Raw genomic sequence first — 17,871 nt, 5'->3', positions numbered from 1 at the left:
TTTCTTCCCGTCATGGTCTGTGGTTTATGAAATCAACCATTTAAGGAATGCGAAAATGAAAATCGACTTAAAGTCCATGACACGAAAGCAGCTCGAAAGGCTTCGCGTTGATGTAGACATTGCCCTTGCAAAATTGATTGAGCGAGAGCGCAAAGCAGCGCTCATCGCGGCCGAGAAGGCTGCAAATGCACATGGCTTTACCCTTGCCGAAATCGCGGCAAGCGCAAAACTAAAAAAGAATGCACCCAAAGCCACAAGCAAAACCAAAGCAGTAGCGAAATACGCTAATCCTGAAAACAAGTCGCAGAAATGGAGTGGCAAAGGACGTCAGCCCGAGTGGTTCAAGAAGGCATTAGCGTCTGGAAAGAAAGAAGATCAGTTATTGATCTAACGTTCTCGGCCCTGACCTGCCGTTCGACCATTCCGAAAATCAATTCTCCAATTTTCCGAATGCTGACCTTGGTACTTAGCGCAACATTTTGGGTATTTGAGCGGCTATTCCTTGCGAATTAACTGCGCCAACAGTTTCCTTGTGCGCATATTATTGCGAAAAATATAGATCAACGGAGCAGCGGCAATAGTGGTCAAAGCGGCGAACATTAAGGACAGAGTCGTTTTGAGTGTACGTAAGGACTTAGAGTCGTCCTTGCGGCGAGCGTGCGAAAAATAAAGTGTCATCGCAAGAAAGACGACGACGGGTACACCAAGCAGCATGTACGTGGCTACCTAATTCGACCAATATCTGTCTGCGAACTGGATCTTAAACCTCGAAGGAGGCGGTAATAAAGCCGCTAGAGTGTCCGATCTATGGGTCAAGTGCGGTTTCCAGAAGGTGGCTGCCGACAATGCGCTTCATGTGTCTATCCAGCGCATCAAGGTCGCGCGCCAACCGGTCAGCCTTGGCAATGACCTCGTGAATGAGCGCGTGCGTAGCATTGCTGGCCGGTGTGGCGTTGTCGTGTACCTCGTCATAGAGAACACCGATGCCCGGCGCTAAACTGAGAGGGGCGACATTCAGCACGCTAGCGCCGAAGCGATCCGTAAAGCCCTAGAAGCCCAAGGCATTCAGTTTCTAGATAATGGCGAAGTGGCGGCTGGGCCGGGTGTGTCTCTTAAGTCAGATTAGTATCCGCTTTCGGGGCTTTTTGTGGTGCGAGAAACGCCTCGTCTGTCTTAACATGCATATTGCAAGTAGTTAGCCGTCACAGGCACAACCTCTACCCTTGTGACACGTGTACGTGCGTTTGATGCATGAGTTCCCACTGGCCTTGCCCTTGCTACAAACCTTACAACAAGCGGCATTCCACTGGGTCCCGTCGAGCTTATCTTTTAGGTTGCGGCTCTGCTGCGAAAACGCACCTTCAGGAGCCTGCCACAGACTCGGACTGTAGTTTAGTTGCTCAGCTCCGCTGGATGCAGCCGCAATCGCCAACGAGAACACCAAACCTAAATGAATTCGCATTTCAATTACTCTCCACGAACAAGACTGAACCCAACTTGGAGTAACTTAAAGTTGCGCGGCAACACTAGGGCAATTCGGAAATCATTCTTGGAATTTGCAAAAGATGAATTTGAGGGCACGTGGCTTAGTAGTAATGCCTATATCCAAACTGTTCTCTCAACTTTATAAATTGCAACTGCAAGCTCCACCTTTCGCCACCTGCGCAGCCAATGGTTCAAATGGGTCAGCTTATTGATACACATGTCGGCAACCGCATTCACTTGCGTCGTCTGCTCTTAGGGGTCTCGGAATTGTCTCTGGGCCGAGTCATCGGGTGTACCGTTCTTCAAATCAAACGATACGAACTGGGGTTAGATAGAATTGAAGCCTCAAAGCTCTTTGAAATGGCTGACGCTCTTGATGTGCCTGTGACATATTTTTTTGAGGGATTGAAAGCTCTCTCGATGAAATTGAATTCTGAGGAAGAGAACTACGAATTCGAAGATGATGCTACTGAACTAATCGCGGCATATCACGGGAAAACCACCGAAGAACGTGTGGACGTCTTTGAGCATGTCGTGGCGCGAGGCAGGCCGGATCCAGATAAGCTAAATTAATGCAAAAATTCTTGGTCTAATGTTCGGTCCTTCATCAGCACAAATACCCTAAGCTACTCCAGCATTCGAGTTCATCCCCGAAAACGGCGATGGACTTGGGGTGAGATTGAGGAAGTGACTGCAAACGAAAACAACAAAACGACCTCGAAGATTCTAGACATCGCCGCCAAGGATGCGCATAGGACACCCTGCGAACACTTTGCTGCACGGCGTGAAATTTTCGAAAGAACAGGCACAGAAATGTCTGAACTAATTTGGCGCGGCTTAAAAGCGGAATTGCACCAAGAGCCTATTGATGCGGAACAACCTTGCCCTTGTGGGTTCGAGCCGGTCGCGATGGTGACTGATTAGCGTGCGGTCCTCGAGGCCCAAGGCATTCAGTTTCTGGATAACGGCGAAGTGGCGGCAGACCCTGATGTGGCTCTTAAGTCAGATTAGTATTCAGCTGTGTGAGGTCTGGGGGGAGAAAAAACGTGTCCCCCTGTTCCGCCCAAAAATCACTGACCTGAACGCAAGTGACGGGCCAACCCTTTAGCTTTTCAACTGCATAAATGTCTGCAATGAACATTGCTATCGAACGGTATAGTTGTGCGGAGATTTTTTTGTCATTGTCAGTGTATCTAAAAATTGGTTGTTCAAGTGCAGAGGCCATCGAGACGAATGCAAAAACCGCGTCTATAGCCATGTAATTGGGGAATTTCTTCACTGTTGCCGCAATGGCATCTCTCACTGAATAGTCCTCGTTCGATACGATGAAATCAGCAACAAATTCCTCGATCAACTCGGCATGCGTTATGGGCACTATTAAAACTCGGCTCTTGTACAGAGCTAAATTCTAGATACATGGATTGCCTCAGAAAATACATTTCTGTGAATCGCTCGCGAAATCGCAGAAAATGCAACCATGAGCTTTATTAATCCACCATTTGGTGTGCTGCGCGTGATCAATCAGCTCGTAAAAGAAACATTGTTAAAGTCTATTTCTTAATTCTTGTCGGCTCACTGGCTATTGCGAGTCATGCCGATGCTGGCGAGTGGATCGAGGGGCGTGTAACGCACGTCCACGATGTAGATACGATTGAGGTCAACAACCTTCCTGTCCGGCTCGAAGGTGTTGACGGACCCGAGTTGAATAAACGCGGTGGAAAGAAGGCCAAGCTTTGGATGCAGAAATTGTTACTGCGCAAGCCTGTTCGATTCTGGCTGACTGGCAAAAAGAACAAGGATAGATGGATAGGCGTTTGCTACCTGAGAGAAAATGACATTGGCGCTCTGGCAGTTGTGGCAGGTCAGGCACGCGATTGCCCCGCTATTCAAGTGGGAGATACGCCGAATTTGGAACAATGCAAAGTCGCGCATTGCCTCGACACGGCTACTGCAAATGAAATTCATGTACCTCGATAAGCAAGACCAGTAGGACGGCGAATTAACCTGCAATTAACCATGTTCGTTAATATTCAGGCTAAGAAGCGGCCTCCCCCACTTCCACTACTACTACTGCTTCTCAGCCCGCTTTTCCGCGTTGCGCCTCCTCCCAAGCAACCGATCAGCGGGCGTAACACCCATACATTTGGAACTCAGTAGTCTGGCTAACTTCGCCATGTTCGCCACCTATAGGATATTAGCTTGGTCCCCCTCTCGTGGTTAACCAATCATTAAGCGCACGAGGTTAACAAATGGCCTAGCTGGTTCACCTCTATTGGATTTGACTTTTAACGGTTGTCGCCTGTCACCATAGAGATGTGAACCAGCACGAGAAACGCCTCCGACATATTGGCAATGCTATCGCAGGTAGGGTTGCACGATATGCGACGAGAACAGTTTTATATGTGAAGAATGGTAAACTGATCCGTGAGTGTGTTGAAAACAGGGTATTCTTTGCGTGCTCGCCAAGCCAGTTTATTGGATCAGGTAAACTTGGAATGACCTGGGTGATTTTCGTACTGATGGGAACAAGCCACCCAGGTCTTTCTCCAAAGCCATTCTAGCCTTGGCGATAAGGTTTTCAGCTTCTGGGAATCCGTGACTGTCGGTAATTTCTTCGAGGTCGTTCAATAGTACATTTGCATCTTTGTAACTCGTCATACTATTGCATCCCTAGGATGGTTAGTCTGTGACATCCACCACCGACACAAGCTTAGGGATTATCGTTAAAAAAGATAAACGTGCCTTGTAACAAATGTGAAGTCGTCATTTCAGTCAGTGAATCTGTTGGAATTCCGGACGTGAATTGGCGCGTTTTTCACCTACAGAGTGAAATGGTGAATTCGATAGTTCGAGTAAACTCTCTACGATTTCAGCAAGAGCTTCAGCAGTGTTCTCGAAACCTCTTTCGCGGGCCTCGTTGGCGGCGTTCATGGTTCGCACGAGCAGCTCATTCGTATCCATGTTTCACTCCTGGTTTGTCAAAAACTTTAGCTTTAATGAGTCAACGTTATTAACAGAACACTAATGATTCCTTAAGGTTGGAATATGTAGGGTAAAGTCGGCGCTATCTCGCGCAAGTTATGTGAATCTTGTTAGGATTTTTCCCTATCTGCTAATAAGGATCAACTTTGTTTCCTGCAAATGACAACCGCCAACCGTCGATTTTGAAAAAGCTAGGCAGGCTTTCCATTCTACTTTCGGGCTTGATGTTTATCATCGTACTTTTGCGCAGCTTTGCTCTGTTGGTAACGAGCTTTTGGTAACTTCTATTTCTTTGGATTGAACCAATCAGGTGTAAACTAACAATCGGTCGTAACGCGATAGGATTTTCACCACGGAACAAGTACTCATCTACCAAACACCGGATCTGGTAGAAGTCACGTTCCGCTCGGAACTCGCAGCGGTAAATTTGAATTGGTTCAGCCAAAATGACGAGGGCAACCTTTAAGTGGTTGTATCTTACATCAGGCTAACGGCAACTTCTCTAATCGGGCGTTTGGGTCAAGTTCATTTCATAGTTTCGTTTCCGTCGTTTGGGATCATTGTCTCTCATCCGGGTAACGCTTCTCTTCGCAGTCATTACTGGCCCGGTTCGGTCAGGCCGCTGCATGCATGTTTCGGAATGGACGAGGGGCGCCCCGCTTCGTCTCGCGCTTGATCGTCGCAGCAGACATATTCGGCGTCATCCACGAGCTGTCAGATCATAGCGCGGCCTCCAAAGGTCAGTGACGGAACTCGGTTTTATCGGCCCACATGCGATGCATGATGACGGCCAGTTTCCTTGCGACGGCAACGACGGCTCGGCCGCGGCCCTTGCGGCGCATCAGCCGAAGGTCCCAACTTTTGATCTCGGAACTGGCCACAGATCGCATCATCATCACGGTCGCTAGCTTTGGAGATGCGACCGGGGTTTTCCATTTCGCCAGATTGATATCATCGCGGTGTCAGTCCGAAGGGCGCGGCGACAGTGCGAGAGCTGGTGAAGCGTGCCGGATCATCGACGACCGAACGCCTGGGATTGCCATGAAGCGCAGGTAAACCACGTCGTGACTGGCGGCTTGCTTCACGCGCCTACCTTCGCAAAACTCAGCCAAGAAGCTTGGTGCAAAGTACGAGCAAACAACTGAGTCGGTTGAGTAAGGACCACATCTAATTTATCGAAATTCCTGAGATACTTGCACCAAGCTCACACGCCAAAAGCTATCGCTTGAAGTAGTAAAGCGAACGGTAAATCAAACCGCTGACTCTTCGTTTATCAGCTAGGCACGTTTTGTTTATCAATTGGCTCTAGCTGTGGGCATTGTGTGAGGGTCGCTAGCTAAACCCACCGCTGCTCCCAACAAGCACCAGTTGCTCTCACACATCCCGCTTTCGCAATGTTTCGGCGAAGTTTAACGCTTAACCAAATCGCGCATGGTCAAGGCCAATTTCGAAAGCCACATCCCTTTATGACCTGTGCATTCTTCTGCATCTGTCAAAGTTGGAAGCCTGTTGCGTTTGCCGCTGACTACCTTCAGCGGCATTATTTCAATTGGTTGAAGGGAATCTGGTGTCGTGGTTTCTTTCGGCATCTTCGGTCTCCGCAGAAATTCAATATCGTGCTGTACGAAGCTTTAATTCATCTATAAGTTGTTTAAAATTGGTTAATTATCTAAAGCGCGCCCCTTGCTTTGGTTCGATCAGCTCTTAGCATCATCATTTATCTGCTTCTATGCGCTACTTAGTTGTTCAAATAGGTTACATAGGTCTTCGTTAAGTGCCGTTCTTGCTTTCCGTATCAGTGCCTCGGCATTTGGGGCGTTCTGCTGTTTTGAAAAGCTCTCAATGTCGTTCAGCTAATCAGCACAACGCTTGTAAATTGTAATATTTTGCATTCCCCAATTGAAATTGTGGCGTGTGAGTGCGCACCGCTGAAACAACCAGTGGGAGAAATCCCTAAAAAATAGTAAAACCCGACCTATCTAGTTGAGAACCTATCCATTTGCTCAGTGTATGTGATCTAATTTAGACAGTTCTATTGTTGCCAACTCGCTCGAAATGGTCGAGCTGGGCTTAAGCAAATCCAATAGATTCTCGACTATTTCATCGAACGCATCTGCGGTGTTGTAGAAACCTCGTTCACGCGCTTCCCTTGCGGCATGAATGGTCCTTATTAAGAGCTCGTTGGTAACCATTATAATAAGCCTGTTTTGATATTTTAGTAGGCCGCTTATTGAAGCAAGTTCTTAACAAAATGCTAAGGATTTCTTAAGCCTAGCTCACCGTTGGTAAACTCGGCATTATCCTGCCGTGATTATGTTGCTTGCTTAGGAAAAAGTAATCTGAAGCATGCCGAATTCTCTGTCTTCACTCATCTTGCTGCGCCCCCACCGTCCCCGTCAGATACCGCGACTGTCTAACTTCAGCGCCAATGGGACAGTTTAGGTCGATTTGATAAGAGAGGGTTTCTGGCACATCGTAACCACCAAGGAGTGGAGATGAGACAGAAATCCGCGAAATGGTCATGAGGTTCACAGACTGCGCCGCGGCCTTGTCAGCATCCCAGACCTGACATGAGGTGTGGGGGTGACGCTTGGCATGTGTCAGTGCGGCCTTACGGGCGCTCTCTGAAGCTGTCTTGCCCTTGAGGTGGAACTTGAGCTTGGCGGGCTGCACGCACATGACACGTTCGCTGCCATCTTTCTTGGCGAAGGTGACCGAAACAAACTGTCCCTTGGCAGCGGCAATCATCCGGCGCTTGGCTTCCATTTCCGCCTTGGCTTTTTCCTCGGCCTCACGGGTGCTGGAAGCGTGATAGGCACTGCGCAGGGCAGACAGGTGGGTGATACCCTCGTGGCTCAGATAAGAGCGGTTATCCAGGGTTTCGATTTCAGCAGCGATATTCACTGACGGGGTGAAGCACCAACGCGGCGCGCTCGGCGGCAATCACAGCTCGGCGTTTCATCTCAGCCCATGCACGGCGCAGGGCATCGGGGAACAGGTTGCGGAGTTCAGACGCAGGCAGACGGTTTGACCAAAGCTGCTTGCGGGCAAGGGTCCAGGCGAAGGAAAAGATTTCTGAACGGTCGATGGTATAGGTCATTGCTAATCTCGTTGCTATTCTGCTTACAGTGTGTTAAATATAGCTACAGGGTTAGCACTATATCAGTATCCTGTATGCAAAAATACATACGAGGCATCCGAATGACCCCGGCGCAGTTAAGAATGGCAAGAAATGCCCTGCGAATTGGAACGCGTGAATTAGCAGAAAAGGCTGGCGTGTCTTTCACCACAATCAGCCGTTTCGAAACTGAGAGGGGCGGCATGCAGCACGCTAGCGCCGAAGCGATCCGCAAAGCCTTAGAAGCCCAAGGCATTCAGTTTCTAGATAATGGCGAAATGGCGGCTGGGCCGGGTGTCGCTTTGAATAAATGAGCTAAAACAGAAACTTAGGGGACGTGATGTGCGCTGGTCTTGACGGGACGTTGTTTACACATTCACCGATGTTCGCTCAGGAACTCAATTAAGCCTCATGCTCTTATTTTGAGCAGGGGAAAACAGCTCCAGAATTGTGTTTTCAAATTCTTCCAACGTCTCGGGGCAATCAAGTGAACTCTCGTTCCCACCTTCATTCTCTACAGGCCTTGTAGGTAAATTGCCGGTGAACGTGTTCAAATGTGTAATTCGGGATTTCTTAATCTTGGGCATAATTGAAAACCATTTTTGAGTTGATACCACTTTGTAAAGCCGCACTACTTCCTTAGCTATTCGGGGATTCCCGTATCTCTGACAACGGTGGAGGTCATGGGATGAGGTTGAAGAAATGAGTGACAAAGAAGTAAACAACTGCCGATGTTATCGACTTTCCCATGATGCCCAAAATCGACTAAATTGCATGGAAGTTCGCCCTAGAAGCCCAAGGCATTCAGTTTCTGGACAACCGGGGGCGTAGCTGCCAGCCAAGGGTAGTGCTGAATAATCGAGGACGAGCGCCGTCAATAAAACTCTGGCCCGTTCGTCATTCTCAATGCAATGAGCGCAGATTTGATACCTGAAATCATCTGATCTGGTGGAAAAGGACCATAACTGTTGGGACCAACTACAAAAGTGATGTTAACTTGTTCTCCCGGCTGATCCTCGAATTTAAAACGGTAGAATTCAGTCCGATGTTCCAGAACGGCAGCAACCAGTTCGCGCAGCCTTACTTGGGTCATCGAGCCGGTCCAATCGCTCCCCCAGCCCACATTTACTTCAATAGTAGCAAGGTCCTCTTCTACCCTCCCTTCTCTGACAGCAGCGCGATTTATTTTGGTGGGCTCAAGCGGTAGCAGATATGGATCTTCGTAGAGGTTGCTGTAGATACTCACGATTGCGACCGGCAATGCAGGAATTAGAGCGACCACCAACAGCCGTATGAGATTGCTGTTGCCCATGGAAAATTTCATTTCTATCTCCGACGGAGAAGCCTCCCATACTTAGCTTGAAAATAGGTTAAAAGGGCTGATTGCTGACTAAATATCTAACTTACGTCCGGCTTTTTTTAAGGGCCGAGCATTCCATCGAGGTTAACCAATCATTATGGGTGCAAGGTTATCAATTGGATTAGCTAGTTAATCTCCCTGGATTGTGACTATTAACGGTTGTCGCCTGTCTGTGAACCAGCACGAGAAATATCCGTGTAGGTTGAAAGGCTGAATCCGCCCAATTACCATCTAATTCAACTGCTACAAGCCGCCATCTGTACCAATATCCCTGACGACGGACGCGTTTTAAACCAGCTCTAAGAAAAAATACGATCAGCCGCTAAGATAAGGCAAACAGAAAAAGATCGCTCTCACAACCATCATGCGCAAGCTGCTCGTGGCGGCAAACGCCCTGCTCAGAGACAATCGTCTATGGACCGAAATTCGACTTTGACCAAGACGAATGCTCCACTCCTTGGTGGTTACGATGTGCCAGAAACCCTCTCTTATCAAATTACCCTAAATTGCCCCATTGGCGCTGACGTCAGACCCCTTTAATCTGAAAGAGAATAGTGACGTTTTTTTAATGGCATTAATTCTCAATTAACCAAAATATTTCACGCTATGGTTGCAAATGTGAGCTTCAGTGGGAAAAACAATGGTTGGAATCATATTCACCGCGGTATCGTGGTCGTCACTACTTGCCGTTATTCTTGTATTTACCGATTGGCCTCTTCTTTTAGCAATCGCGGCATACATTTGCTGCGGAATACTAGGCCTCGTGACGTTGGCAATCGTAGACGCCTTTCTGCCATCTCACGGTAGAAGGTTAGAACTATTTGCTTCAATTGTGTTTAGGGCCAATAGCCAGCGAGCGCGTGGGCAAGACATTTTCCAGCCAAGGCCAATTCCTTCGCTACCGGAGTCGCACAACCTAGAAAATCGCAGATAACAAAAATGATGTTAAGAATTGAGAAACAATCGAACTGAATTAAAGACTTGTGGGAACCAAGATATTTTCAAGCTGCGGTCTCCCAGCATTCGCCTTCATGATTGGGAAAGCACTGGCAAAAGACAGACCAACACTGGGCGAACTGCGGTTTTGCTATCTCTTTTCGGAGTCGCCAGATGAGTGACGCCGACGCGACGTAATTAAGATTCCCCTTTGGATTGTGCTACCGATTTGTTAATCGAATTAAATAGCTTTCGCTACTGGTGAGAAAAGAGCATGCTGAAAGATCACAGATGGCTAGTTGACGTCCTGAAAGATTTGGAGATTTATGCGGCTTCAAACGGGCTTGATCATGTTCATTATCTGTTAAGCCAGACGCGATCAAAGGCGTCAGAAGAACTTTTGGACGCTGGAAACACTGGGGGCATTGCGAACCATTTCTACGCGTTTCCCAGACCCAATTAGTCGCAATAGTTCTTTGTCAAACGAGTATTCCGCCTAAGCTTTTGATCTACTCCTTTCAGTTGGAATCGTAACCTTATCTCGCATCTTCCTTCAACGAGCCTTTTCGCTTCTATTAGGCTCTTGCGAAATTGAAACTAAGCCATCTAAAGATTGTATATCCAATTTGACCGCCGTGCGCGCCTGCTTGAGCCATTGTCGCAAATTTTCCAAGTTCTCGTTTTCGGAGAAACTTTCTAGATCATCGATAACGTGTATTATCCACTCGTAGTTTGCCATTCCAACTGTCCCCAATCTTTTTATCCAAAGAGAAACATAGTTGGTTAACAAAGAGTGAATGCAATTTAGCTTCCAGACTTAAAGATAGTATCTATTGGTGGCCCGGTATTCGAAGATTCTAACTTAAGGAAGGTTGCAGCATGTTCTCCAAATTGTGTTCCAACACTTCTAATATCTGGCTCCATTCGAAATAGGTGCTGAACAGCCACAACTCTCTCTATTAAATCACTCTAAACTAGCTGCTTGGCGCTGACGTCATACACTGCGAAAAAACGGTGATAGGTATCAACCTCGAGAACAGCATGGAAAGTCTCCTTGGCATTCTCATGATTGACCTTGAGGGATTTTCATTCGTAGGATGCAAAGCTGAATCTACGCGCCCGTTCTGGTGAACTTTTCAGCAGACTTATCCCATTTAGGCGAGATAACGCTTAGTTTATCAACCCTAAGAAATCCTTAGCATTTTATTAAGAACTTGAATCAATAAGCAGTCTATCAAAGTATCAATTCAGGAGCGCACTCATGGTTACTAACGAGCTTCTATTAAGAACCATTCATGCCGCAAAGGAAGCACGTGAACGAGGGTTCTACAACACTGCAGATGCTTTTGACGAAATAGTCGAAAATCTATTGGAATTATTGAAGTCCAACTCGACTATTCCGGGTGGAGAGATAACTGCTCTTTCGTCTGAATTCGATCACATTCACTGAGCATTCGGATAGGTTACCAGCAAGAAAGGTCAGTTTTTACTAATTGTTAACAAATTTCTCCCAGAGGTTGTTCTTGTCGGCAAAAACTCACACGCCACAATTTCAATTGGGGAATGCAAAATATGACAATTTATAAGCTTTGTGCTGACTTGCTGAACGACATTGAAAACTTTTCAAAGCAGCAGAATTTTCCAAATGCCGACGACTTGTTAAGGGACGCAAGGGCGGCACTGAACGAAGACCTGCAAAATCAGATTAAGCGATTGAGTGGGGCAGCGCAAAAACCAGAGGCTCCGAAACTCTCGCAAAGACATCACTGAGCGTCGCGTGTGTTCCACATCAATAATTATCTCACAAGGTTATTGGTTGTCATTCTAGTTCCAGCATTGCCAGTAGTGAGCAGCGCTATTTGATGGGTCCACTTTGATGGTTAGTGCGTGATCGGCCTGGATTCCATTGGGATGATGGTTTCTGGTGCCGGTGGGCGATAACCCAGTGCACTGTGCGGTCGTTTGGTGTTGTAGTGTTTCCTCCATTCTTCGATGATGATCTGCGCTTCTCTGAGCGAGTAAAAGATTGCCCCGTTTATTAACTCATCCCTTATGCGGCCGTTGAAGCTTTCGCAATATCCGTTCTCCCAAGGGCTTCCTAGTTCGATATAGGCAGTTCGCGAACCAACGGCCGCAATCCGGTCTTTGGCAGCCTGCGCAACGAACTAAGAGCCGTTATCTGAAAGGATGTAGGAGGGTGTGCCTCGCAGAATGAACAAATCCGTAGGAGCATCGATGACATCGATGGAATCTAGCTTCCGCTTCACCCTGATCGCATTCGCCATTGTCTCTCGGACCAATGGCGCGACACGGCTCATCATTCACGACTGTCATCATCTATGATGTTCAGCATCCGGAATGCCTCTCCGTCATCGGTGCGGCAATGCCCGAAGTCGTAGCTCCAGACATAATTGCGATGTTCCGGCCTGAGCCGAACACATGAGCCATCCACTGCCCGGCAGGGCATTGCGCAGCAATGTCCCGAGAGGATTCAGCCAAAGCTGCCCTTTCCTGGCCAGCTCGATCATGTCTGTCACCAGTTGTTCTTCATCCGGTCTGCCCCCTGGAATACGCCTTTGCGTGGATCGGTGTTCTCCCAGCACGCGGCAGGCTCGACGTTCCGAGATTTTGAACTAACTGCGAACATGATCGATGCAAGTACGGCGACGAGGCGCGTCAGATCATCGAATACTGGAGGATCGACTACAACACACAACGATCACACACATCGCTTGGTGGATTGGCTCCGCCCGTCTACGCCAATCTCAACCGTGCCTACTCGGCCTGCTTCGCTTGAGCTACGCAATGGTTCCGCTCACCAGGCTTTGACCGCAACAAAATCAACAGAAAGAAACAGGAACGGATTCTACACCTGATCGGCCCGGTTCAGGGGGTTGGGTCAAGTGCCCTACCTTAACGGAAATAAAAGCTCTCTAAATTAAATCAGTAAGCTGTCCCGGGTAATTGTTGGCTCCAATTTGGTATCACTACGGCCATTATTTTGCCCTACCCAATAAGGAGAAATCTATAATGCCATTGGGCTTTCCAATCATCTACTCAAAGAGAGTAAATACTGGCCCCGGACGAGTTTCAGCAGTTCCTGTCCAATTTGAAGTCGAAAAGAAGCTCAATGTACATCACAATTTTGGATCGGCCTCTAGTTTGCAAAACGCATTGTTTGAAAACTCGGGCGAATATTTTTTATCATCTGATGGTAAAGTTTATTTTGTACCACACAAAAAGGCCAAATATGAATTCGATAAAATAATTGATATTGGCATTATTCGTTTGAAACCTAGTAAAATGCTCAAGTGTCCAAATAATAGGGTTCGTACTGAATTCAAAAAAACATTATTTGAGAATGCAATTATGGGCGTTGATGAGTTCGACTTCTTAAAATAAAGCGATGATTTCTCATCATCACCTTGCTCATTTCAGTCGGTCAAATGAATCGTTTTTTACCGAAACGATTGAAATGAAAACCCCGAAGGCCCTGAAGCCTTCGGGAAATTTTTTCTTAGTAGTCAGTTGATAAGTTTAGTGGGCGATGTCCTGCGCCATTTGCAGGCATCTGTGATAAAGGTGAATAATCATTCAATTTATTTATACGATGGTAAAAATAATTTGACAGTGTTTCAATCGCCCCGTACTTCACTTAGAAATCCAAAGAACTTCAAATCAACCCATTATTTTTTGGCCAATAATTAGAACTGCGTGAAGTTTGACGGAGGCCTCATATATTGAACAAATTGGAACGTCATAAACAAGGCGATGAACAAGCATTCTCTCCAAGTGCGCGAGCATGCTGTTAGTATGGCTCTGGGCAATCACCCGCAATATTAGAACCATCGGTCTGTCACACTTTGGATATTTCTTGAAGATCGGTTCCGCGTCTCAGGTGCAGAGAGAGAGGGTCAAGAAGGCTGAAAATTGATCGAAGTGAGCAGCCTCATCTGACTGGTCCATTGTGATTGTTAGTGCATGATCGGCCTGGGTTCCATTGGGATGATGGTTTCCGGCGCTGGTGGGCGATATTTTATGATGATGATCTGTGCTTAACGCAGAGTGTAGAAGATCTCGCCATCGAACAATCCGTCCCGGAGCCGGCCATTGAAACTTTCGCCGAATCCGTTTTCCCAAGGCTTCGTGGCTCGATGTAAGCTGTCTACGAACCGACGGCCGCGATCTAGTCTCTTACAGCCCGCCCCAGCACCTGGCAGGCTCTGCGTTCGGTTACTTTGAACTGGCATCGCACATGATCGATGCAGGCCCGGGGACAAGCGGGGCTCAGTAGTTTCCCTTTGCAGCTTCCGCCAAGATCAGCTTATCCATTGTCAATTCCGACACAGTTCGCCTCAGCCTTTCGTTCTCCTTCTAAAGACGCTTCAATTCCTTCAATTGACCTACGCCCATTCCGCCATACTGCTTGCACCAGCGGTTATAGATTTGTTCAACAACGCCGATCTGTTTGATCGCGTCCAGAAGCGGCATGCCTTGCCCCATCAGAACTTCAACCAGTCGTAACTTCGAGATGATCTCTTCGGGCTTTGAGGCCAACACATCCCAACCACGTTTGGGCGATCGACTTTGTGCATGACAAGCTGAGCAATGGTCGACCCTACAAAATGCTGACGGTGCTAGACGAATACACTCGTGAGGCTCTGTGCGTAGCAGTTCGGCCCAAGATGAATGCAAACGATGTTCTGGACGTGCTACATCCGCTGTTGATGAAACATGGCAAACCCGAGTTCATAAGGTCCGACAACGGACCAGAGTTCATTGCGGCGCATCTGCAGGATTGGTTGAAGAAGGTCGGCATCCGACCGATGCAAATCTATCCAGGCAGCCCGTGGGAGAACGGATACAACGAGCGATTCAACGGAACCTTAAGACGAGAAGTGCTGAATGCCGAGTGGTTCCACAGCACGAAACAGGCCCAGGTCGCCATCAATATGTGGCTCAGGCAATACAACCGGGTCAGACCTCATCACGCATTGAACATGCGCCCACCAGTACCTGAAACCTTATTAGAGAAACCTCAAATCAGTGGTACGGAAACAGGGGGCTAGACAACCTGCCATGCATTAACAATCGAACAAGACCAATCAAACTAGGTTACCCAAGAGCCACGAAACGCAGCATGAAACCTAAACACGATACACTTTGGAAACGCTGAAAACTGTTCGAAAAGGTGGAACCACTTCAGTACGCATCTGATTGGCCTCACTTGGATTAAACATTCTCATATGACTGAAGCGGATTTTGACTTTCATATAGTCCATGGAAATAGTGGTGTAGGGTCATTGTGTTACTATCAGCAGTAACTGCTTGTGCAGTGGCGTGATACCCCGGACTGATTTTTGCAAGAGAGCTTAAAACATGACTATTTTTTTCAAAACATGCCTTAAGCGAGATGTATTGTACGCCAAATGGCAAGGCCGCATTTCCGTAAATGAGTTTATTGATGTGTTTCATGCTTATACGCAGGGTGATCATTATATGCCCGGTCGCTCCGAATTGATCGATACATCAGAGATGATCGATTTCGATGTGAGTTTTCACGAAATGCGAGGCCTTTTAAGGAATGTAAACTCGCAATCCACGTATCAAAGTGTCAAAACAAAAACCGTTATATTCTGCCCGAACGACTACATTTTTGGGTTGAGTCACATGTATCAAAAACTTGCAGAGCTTGATAACGGCATCAAGGTGGAACTCTATGAAAAGGAACATGAGGCTTTGGCGGCTTTGAACCTGCCATATTCTACCATTTATGATTTTCTGGTTAAGGAGACACTTTTGTAGTCACAATTGCCTCAATCACTACGAACTTCTCAGCTCCGGAAACCTGTTCTTAAGGGTTTGACCGAGGTTTACTTAGTTATCACCTGTGCCGATTATGGCGGCTTTAAGCTATCTGGCTTCAGCGTCAACGGGGTGTCCGTCACCAGAGTTTCTGGGCTCAAGGGCGATCTGAGCTTTTGGAGTTTCATGTGTCCGTCATCGAATGATTTGGAACACAAGCGATTGATTGGTTCAGGAGGATCAGGCTTGCTGTGGTTTCAATCTATGCCGCTTTCTGTTGATGCAGCAAGCGTCGTTTCTGGATTGTCTGGTTTTTGATCTCCTTTCTGCGTCTGAGGATGGTTTCGGCCCGACCGAAGTAGACATCGGCGAGTGTCAGATTGCCGATACTCTCGTGGTATCGGTTGTGGTTTTGGTGATCGATGAAGTCGCCGATGGCCTGTTCGAGCGCTCCGGGCAGATAATAGTTCTCCAGCAAGATGCGGTTCTTCAGGGTCTGGTGTCCTCGCTCAATCTCGCCTTGGGTTTGCGGATGATATGGTGCGCCGCGGACATGATCCATTTTCTGGTCTTCTAGCCATTCTGCCAGCTCGCTAGAGATATAGCTGGTACTAATTTTGCTGAGCAGCCGTGGCTTGTGCAGAACGGTGAACTGGTCGCAGCTTGCATTGCTTGATCCGGTATGCTGGTCACATCCGCTGTCCTTTTCCGTGGCTCCAATCCTTCCTTGATTTGGCTCCTTTGAAAACCCGGAGTGGTTTACTACAGATAGAACAAGCCCCAGCGGACTAACTTGAGATATCAAATCGCCCTGGTAGGCCTAATGAGCGCTGACGTCAGACACGATCTGCATATGATTTCATAAGCTCAAAAGTATACCTGCAATTTCCTCAATTATTACCTCAATTTTCAGAAGAATTTGTTCCGAATTCTTAACCGGACCTCAACAGATCTGACCCTATGTTGCTTTGCCATGATCCCCAGCAGATCGAGCGCGTGAGAGTAGAGAAGACTAATCGAGCAACTACAATAGGAGTGGTGTCCATGGCCACCAATGAACAATCCAGTATAAGGGGGCCTGTCGGTCTCAAAGTTGAATACCATCTTCTTCCAGATTTGATTGACACTCTCTCGGAAGCAGACTTCGATCAAGAACCGGTTGCGGAAGGGTCGATTGATAGCTTGGATATCTACCGCTCTCGCGAGGCGTTCTGGGAAGACGGTGCAATTAACAAGTTCGCAGCGCGCTACAGTGGCAACTTAAATGTTGTGACAGCAGGAACCTATGAAATATTCCTGACTACCGACGATGGTGCGTCTGTATATGTCGACGGCAAACTTGTTGTCAGCAACGATGACCCCAGTCTTGATGGGCTACGGTCAGGCTTCAGTGAAATCGAGTTGAATTCGGGTTCACATTCGATAGAAATTTTTTATATCGAAAATAGGGGCAGTCAGACGCTGAGGTTAGAATGGTCGGGCCCTGATTCAGGAAACACGCGCAAGATAATAAGCGGAGGAAGTTTTTCCCAAGGAAACAAAGAACTCTTGGGTCTCAAAGTTGAATACCATCTTCTTCCAGATTTGATTGACACTCTCTCGGAAGCAGACTTCGATCAAGAACCGGTTGCGGAAGGGTCGATTGATAGCTTGGATATCTACCGCTCTCGCGAGGCGTTCTGGGAAGACGGTGCAATTAACAAGTTCGCAGCGCGCTACAGTGGCAACTTAAATGTTGTGACAGCAGGAACCTATGAAATATTCCTGACTACCGACGATGGTGCGGCTGTATATGTCGACGGCAATCTTGTTGTCAGCAACGATGACCCCAGTCTTGATGGGCTACGGTCAGGCTTCAGTGAAATCGAGTTGAATTCGGGTTCACATTCGATAGAAATTTTTTATATCGAAAATAGGGGCAGTCAGACGCTGAGGTTAGAATGGTCGGGCCCTGATTCCGGCGGCGCACGCGAAACGATCACCGGCTCCAGCCTGACCCAAGTGAAGTCGAAGCCTATGTCGCCGCTGTAAAGGCAGAAGCTGATCACTCGGCGCATATGGACGACGCACAAAAAGCGACGGAACATGGCCAGTTGCTTGATCTTGTTCCCCGTTCCGAGGCGACTCACATTGCCATCAGCAATGGGGACTGGTTCGATCCCGGCACCTGGTACAAGGGCGAAAT

General features: G+C 47.6%; 17 protein-coding genes and 4 pseudogenes. 10 read left to right on the top strand and 11 right to left on the bottom strand.

The window, feature by feature from the left end:
- Positions 1 to 55 precede the first annotated feature (55 nt).
- Positions 56 to 391: an H-NS histone family protein gene (locus Q1B27_RS23720; RefSeq protein WP_299852379.1), complete on the top strand. Its 336-nt coding sequence runs from the start codon at positions 56 to 58 to the stop codon at positions 389 to 391.
- A 414-nt stretch (positions 392 to 805) separates the two neighbouring features.
- Here Q1B27_RS23720 and Q1B27_RS23715 read toward each other — a convergent pair whose 3' ends face one another.
- Positions 806 to 1,021, bottom strand: coding sequence for a hypothetical protein (locus Q1B27_RS23715; RefSeq protein ID WP_299852376.1), 216 nt, complete (start codon positions 1,019 to 1,021; stop codon positions 806 to 808).
- A 659-nt stretch (positions 1,022 to 1,680) separates the two neighbouring features.
- On the opposite strand from Q1B27_RS23715, the gene Q1B27_RS23710 reads away from it, so the two are divergent.
- On the top strand, positions 1,681 to 2,058 hold the full coding sequence (locus Q1B27_RS23710) for a helix-turn-helix transcriptional regulator (RefSeq protein WP_299852373.1): 378 nt from the start codon (positions 1,681 to 1,683) through the stop codon (positions 2,056 to 2,058).
- 424 nt (positions 2,059 to 2,482) lie between these two features.
- Here the strand turns inward: Q1B27_RS23710 and Q1B27_RS23705 are convergent, their stop codons facing one another.
- Entirely contained in the window at positions 2,483 to 2,839 is a 357-nt protein-coding gene (locus Q1B27_RS23705; RefSeq protein ID WP_299852370.1) for a hypothetical protein, read from the bottom strand.
- Positions 2,840 to 3,186: 347 nt separating this feature from the next.
- Between Q1B27_RS23705 and Q1B27_RS23700 the strand changes: the two genes are divergently transcribed.
- Entirely contained in the window at positions 3,187 to 3,462 is a 276-nt protein-coding gene (locus tag Q1B27_RS23700; protein ID WP_299852367.1) for a hypothetical protein, read from the top strand.
- A gap of 795 nt (positions 3,463 to 4,257) precedes the next feature.
- Here Q1B27_RS23700 and Q1B27_RS23695 read toward each other — a convergent pair.
- The 4 genes from Q1B27_RS23695 to Q1B27_RS23680 form a co-directional block, all read right to left on the bottom strand.
- On the bottom strand, positions 4,258 to 4,446 hold the full coding sequence (locus Q1B27_RS23695; RefSeq protein ID WP_299852364.1) for a hypothetical protein: 189 nt from the start codon (positions 4,444 to 4,446) through the stop codon (positions 4,258 to 4,260).
- 1,430 nt (positions 4,447 to 5,876) lie between these two features.
- The gene (locus Q1B27_RS23690) at positions 5,877 to 6,056 is read right to left on the bottom strand and encodes a hypothetical protein (RefSeq protein ID WP_299852361.1); all 180 of its coding nucleotides are present in this window, start codon (positions 6,054 to 6,056) and stop codon (positions 5,877 to 5,879) included.
- Between the two features lie 775 nt (positions 6,057 to 6,831).
- Complete coding sequence (locus Q1B27_RS23685; protein WP_299852358.1) at positions 6,832 to 7,371, bottom strand: hypothetical protein; 540 nt, start codon at positions 7,369 to 7,371, stop codon at positions 6,832 to 6,834.
- Complete coding sequence (locus Q1B27_RS23680; RefSeq protein WP_299852355.1) at positions 7,355 to 7,567, bottom strand: hypothetical protein; 213 nt, start codon at positions 7,565 to 7,567, stop codon at positions 7,355 to 7,357. Before Q1B27_RS23680 ends, Q1B27_RS23685 begins: the two co-directional genes overlap by 17 nt.
- 101 nt (positions 7,568 to 7,668) lie before the next feature.
- On the opposite strand from Q1B27_RS23680, the gene Q1B27_RS23675 reads away from it, so the two are divergent.
- A complete protein-coding gene (locus Q1B27_RS23675; RefSeq protein ID WP_299852352.1) occupies positions 7,669 to 7,899 on the top strand; it encodes a helix-turn-helix transcriptional regulator in 231 nt (76 codons plus the stop codon).
- Between the two features lie 560 nt (positions 7,900 to 8,459).
- On the opposite strand, the gene Q1B27_RS23670 is transcribed toward Q1B27_RS23675, so the two are convergent.
- Together Q1B27_RS23670 and Q1B27_RS23665 are read right to left on the bottom strand one after the other, a co-directional pair.
- A complete protein-coding gene (locus Q1B27_RS23670; protein WP_299852349.1) occupies positions 8,460 to 8,909 on the bottom strand; it encodes a hypothetical protein in 450 nt (149 codons plus the stop codon).
- Between the two features lie 1,525 nt (positions 8,910 to 10,434).
- Positions 10,435 to 10,620: a hypothetical protein gene (locus Q1B27_RS23665; RefSeq protein WP_299852346.1), complete on the bottom strand. Its 186-nt coding sequence runs from the start codon at positions 10,618 to 10,620 to the stop codon at positions 10,435 to 10,437.
- Positions 10,621 to 11,453: 833 nt separating this feature from the next.
- Here Q1B27_RS23665 and Q1B27_RS23660 point away from each other — a divergent pair.
- Positions 11,454 to 11,651, top strand: coding sequence for a hypothetical protein (locus Q1B27_RS23660; RefSeq protein ID WP_299852343.1), 198 nt, complete (start codon positions 11,454 to 11,456; stop codon positions 11,649 to 11,651).
- Positions 11,652 to 11,761: 110 nt separating this feature from the next.
- Here Q1B27_RS23660 and Q1B27_RS23655 read toward each other — a convergent pair.
- Positions 11,762 to 12,550: pseudogene (locus tag Q1B27_RS23655) on the bottom strand (integrase core domain-containing protein); the annotation flags it as partial.
- Between the two features lie 2 nt (positions 12,551 to 12,552).
- Between Q1B27_RS23655 and Q1B27_RS23650 the strand changes: the two are divergent.
- Together Q1B27_RS23650 and Q1B27_RS23645 are read left to right on the top strand one after the other, a co-directional pair.
- A pseudogene (locus Q1B27_RS23650) lies at positions 12,553 to 12,678 on the top strand (integrase core domain-containing protein); the annotation flags it as partial.
- A 233-nt stretch (positions 12,679 to 12,911) separates the two neighbouring features.
- On the top strand, positions 12,912 to 13,283 hold the full coding sequence (locus Q1B27_RS23645) for a hypothetical protein (protein WP_299852340.1): 372 nt from the start codon (positions 12,912 to 12,914) through the stop codon (positions 13,281 to 13,283).
- Positions 13,284 to 13,855: 572 nt separating this feature from the next.
- Here Q1B27_RS23645 and Q1B27_RS23640 read toward each other — a convergent pair.
- Positions 13,856 to 14,441: pseudogene (locus Q1B27_RS23640) on the bottom strand (integrase core domain-containing protein).
- Positions 14,442 to 14,470: 29 nt separating this feature from the next.
- On the opposite strand from Q1B27_RS23640, the gene Q1B27_RS23635 reads away from it, so the two are divergent.
- Together Q1B27_RS23635 and Q1B27_RS23630 are read left to right on the top strand one after the other, a co-directional pair.
- Complete coding sequence (locus Q1B27_RS23635) at positions 14,471 to 14,950, top strand: integrase core domain-containing protein (protein WP_299852338.1); 480 nt, start codon at positions 14,471 to 14,473, stop codon at positions 14,948 to 14,950.
- 310 nt (positions 14,951 to 15,260) lie between these two features.
- A complete protein-coding gene (locus Q1B27_RS23630; RefSeq protein ID WP_299852335.1) occupies positions 15,261 to 15,686 on the top strand; it encodes a hypothetical protein in 426 nt (141 codons plus the stop codon).
- 262 nt (positions 15,687 to 15,948) lie between these two features.
- Here Q1B27_RS23630 and Q1B27_RS23625 read toward each other — a convergent pair.
- A pseudogene (locus Q1B27_RS23625) lies at positions 15,949 to 16,344 on the bottom strand (integrase core domain-containing protein); the annotation flags it as partial.
- Between the two features lie 386 nt (positions 16,345 to 16,730).
- Here Q1B27_RS23625 and Q1B27_RS23620 point away from each other — a divergent pair.
- Positions 16,731 to 17,717, top strand: a complete 987-nt coding sequence (locus Q1B27_RS23620; RefSeq protein WP_299852332.1) for a PA14 domain-containing protein — start codon at positions 16,731 to 16,733, stop codon at positions 17,715 to 17,717.
- Positions 17,718 to 17,871: the final 154 nt, after the last annotated feature.

It is taken from the genome of uncultured Roseovarius sp. (genome assembly GCF_947489715.1).
Lineage (GTDB): Bacteria > Pseudomonadota > Alphaproteobacteria > Rhodobacterales > Rhodobacteraceae > Roseovarius.
This window is presented reverse-complemented; position numbering and strand designations above follow the sequence as displayed.

What these genes read in the sequence shown, in the direction of transcription:
- Q1B27_RS23695 (WP_299852364.1), bottom strand. Translation starts at nt 4,446, where the DNA reads ATGGATACGAATGAGCTGCTCGTGCGAACCATGAACGCCGCCAACGAG.
- Q1B27_RS23680 (WP_299852355.1), bottom strand. Translation starts at nt 7,567, where the DNA reads ATGACCTATACCATCGACCGTTCAGAAATCTTTTCCTTCGCCTGGACC.
- Q1B27_RS23665 (WP_299852346.1), bottom strand. Translation starts at nt 10,620, where the DNA reads ATGGCAAACTACGAGTGGATAATACACGTTATCGATGATCTAGAAAGT.
- Q1B27_RS23690 (WP_299852361.1), bottom strand. Translation starts at nt 6,056, where the DNA reads ATGCCGAAAGAAACCACGACACCAGATTCCCTTCAACCAATTGAAATA.
- Q1B27_RS23710 (WP_299852373.1), top strand. Translation starts at nt 1,681, where the DNA reads ATGGGTCAGCTTATTGATACACATGTCGGCAACCGCATTCACTTGCGT.
- Q1B27_RS23620 (WP_299852332.1), top strand. Translation starts at nt 16,731, where the DNA reads ATGGCCACCAATGAACAATCCAGTATAAGGGGGCCTGTCGGTCTCAAA.
- Q1B27_RS23660 (WP_299852343.1), top strand. Translation starts at nt 11,454, where the DNA reads ATGACAATTTATAAGCTTTGTGCTGACTTGCTGAACGACATTGAAAAC.
- Q1B27_RS23670 (WP_299852349.1), bottom strand. Translation starts at nt 8,909, where the DNA reads ATGAAATTTTCCATGGGCAACAGCAATCTCATACGGCTGTTGGTGGTC.
- Q1B27_RS23630 (WP_299852335.1), top strand. Translation starts at nt 15,261, where the DNA reads ATGACTATTTTTTTCAAAACATGCCTTAAGCGAGATGTATTGTACGCC.
- Q1B27_RS23720 (WP_299852379.1), top strand. Translation starts at nt 56, where the DNA reads ATGAAAATCGACTTAAAGTCCATGACACGAAAGCAGCTCGAAAGGCTT.
- Q1B27_RS23675 (WP_299852352.1), top strand. Translation starts at nt 7,669, where the DNA reads ATGACCCCGGCGCAGTTAAGAATGGCAAGAAATGCCCTGCGAATTGGA.
- Q1B27_RS23645 (WP_299852340.1), top strand. Translation starts at nt 12,912, where the DNA reads ATGCCATTGGGCTTTCCAATCATCTACTCAAAGAGAGTAAATACTGGC.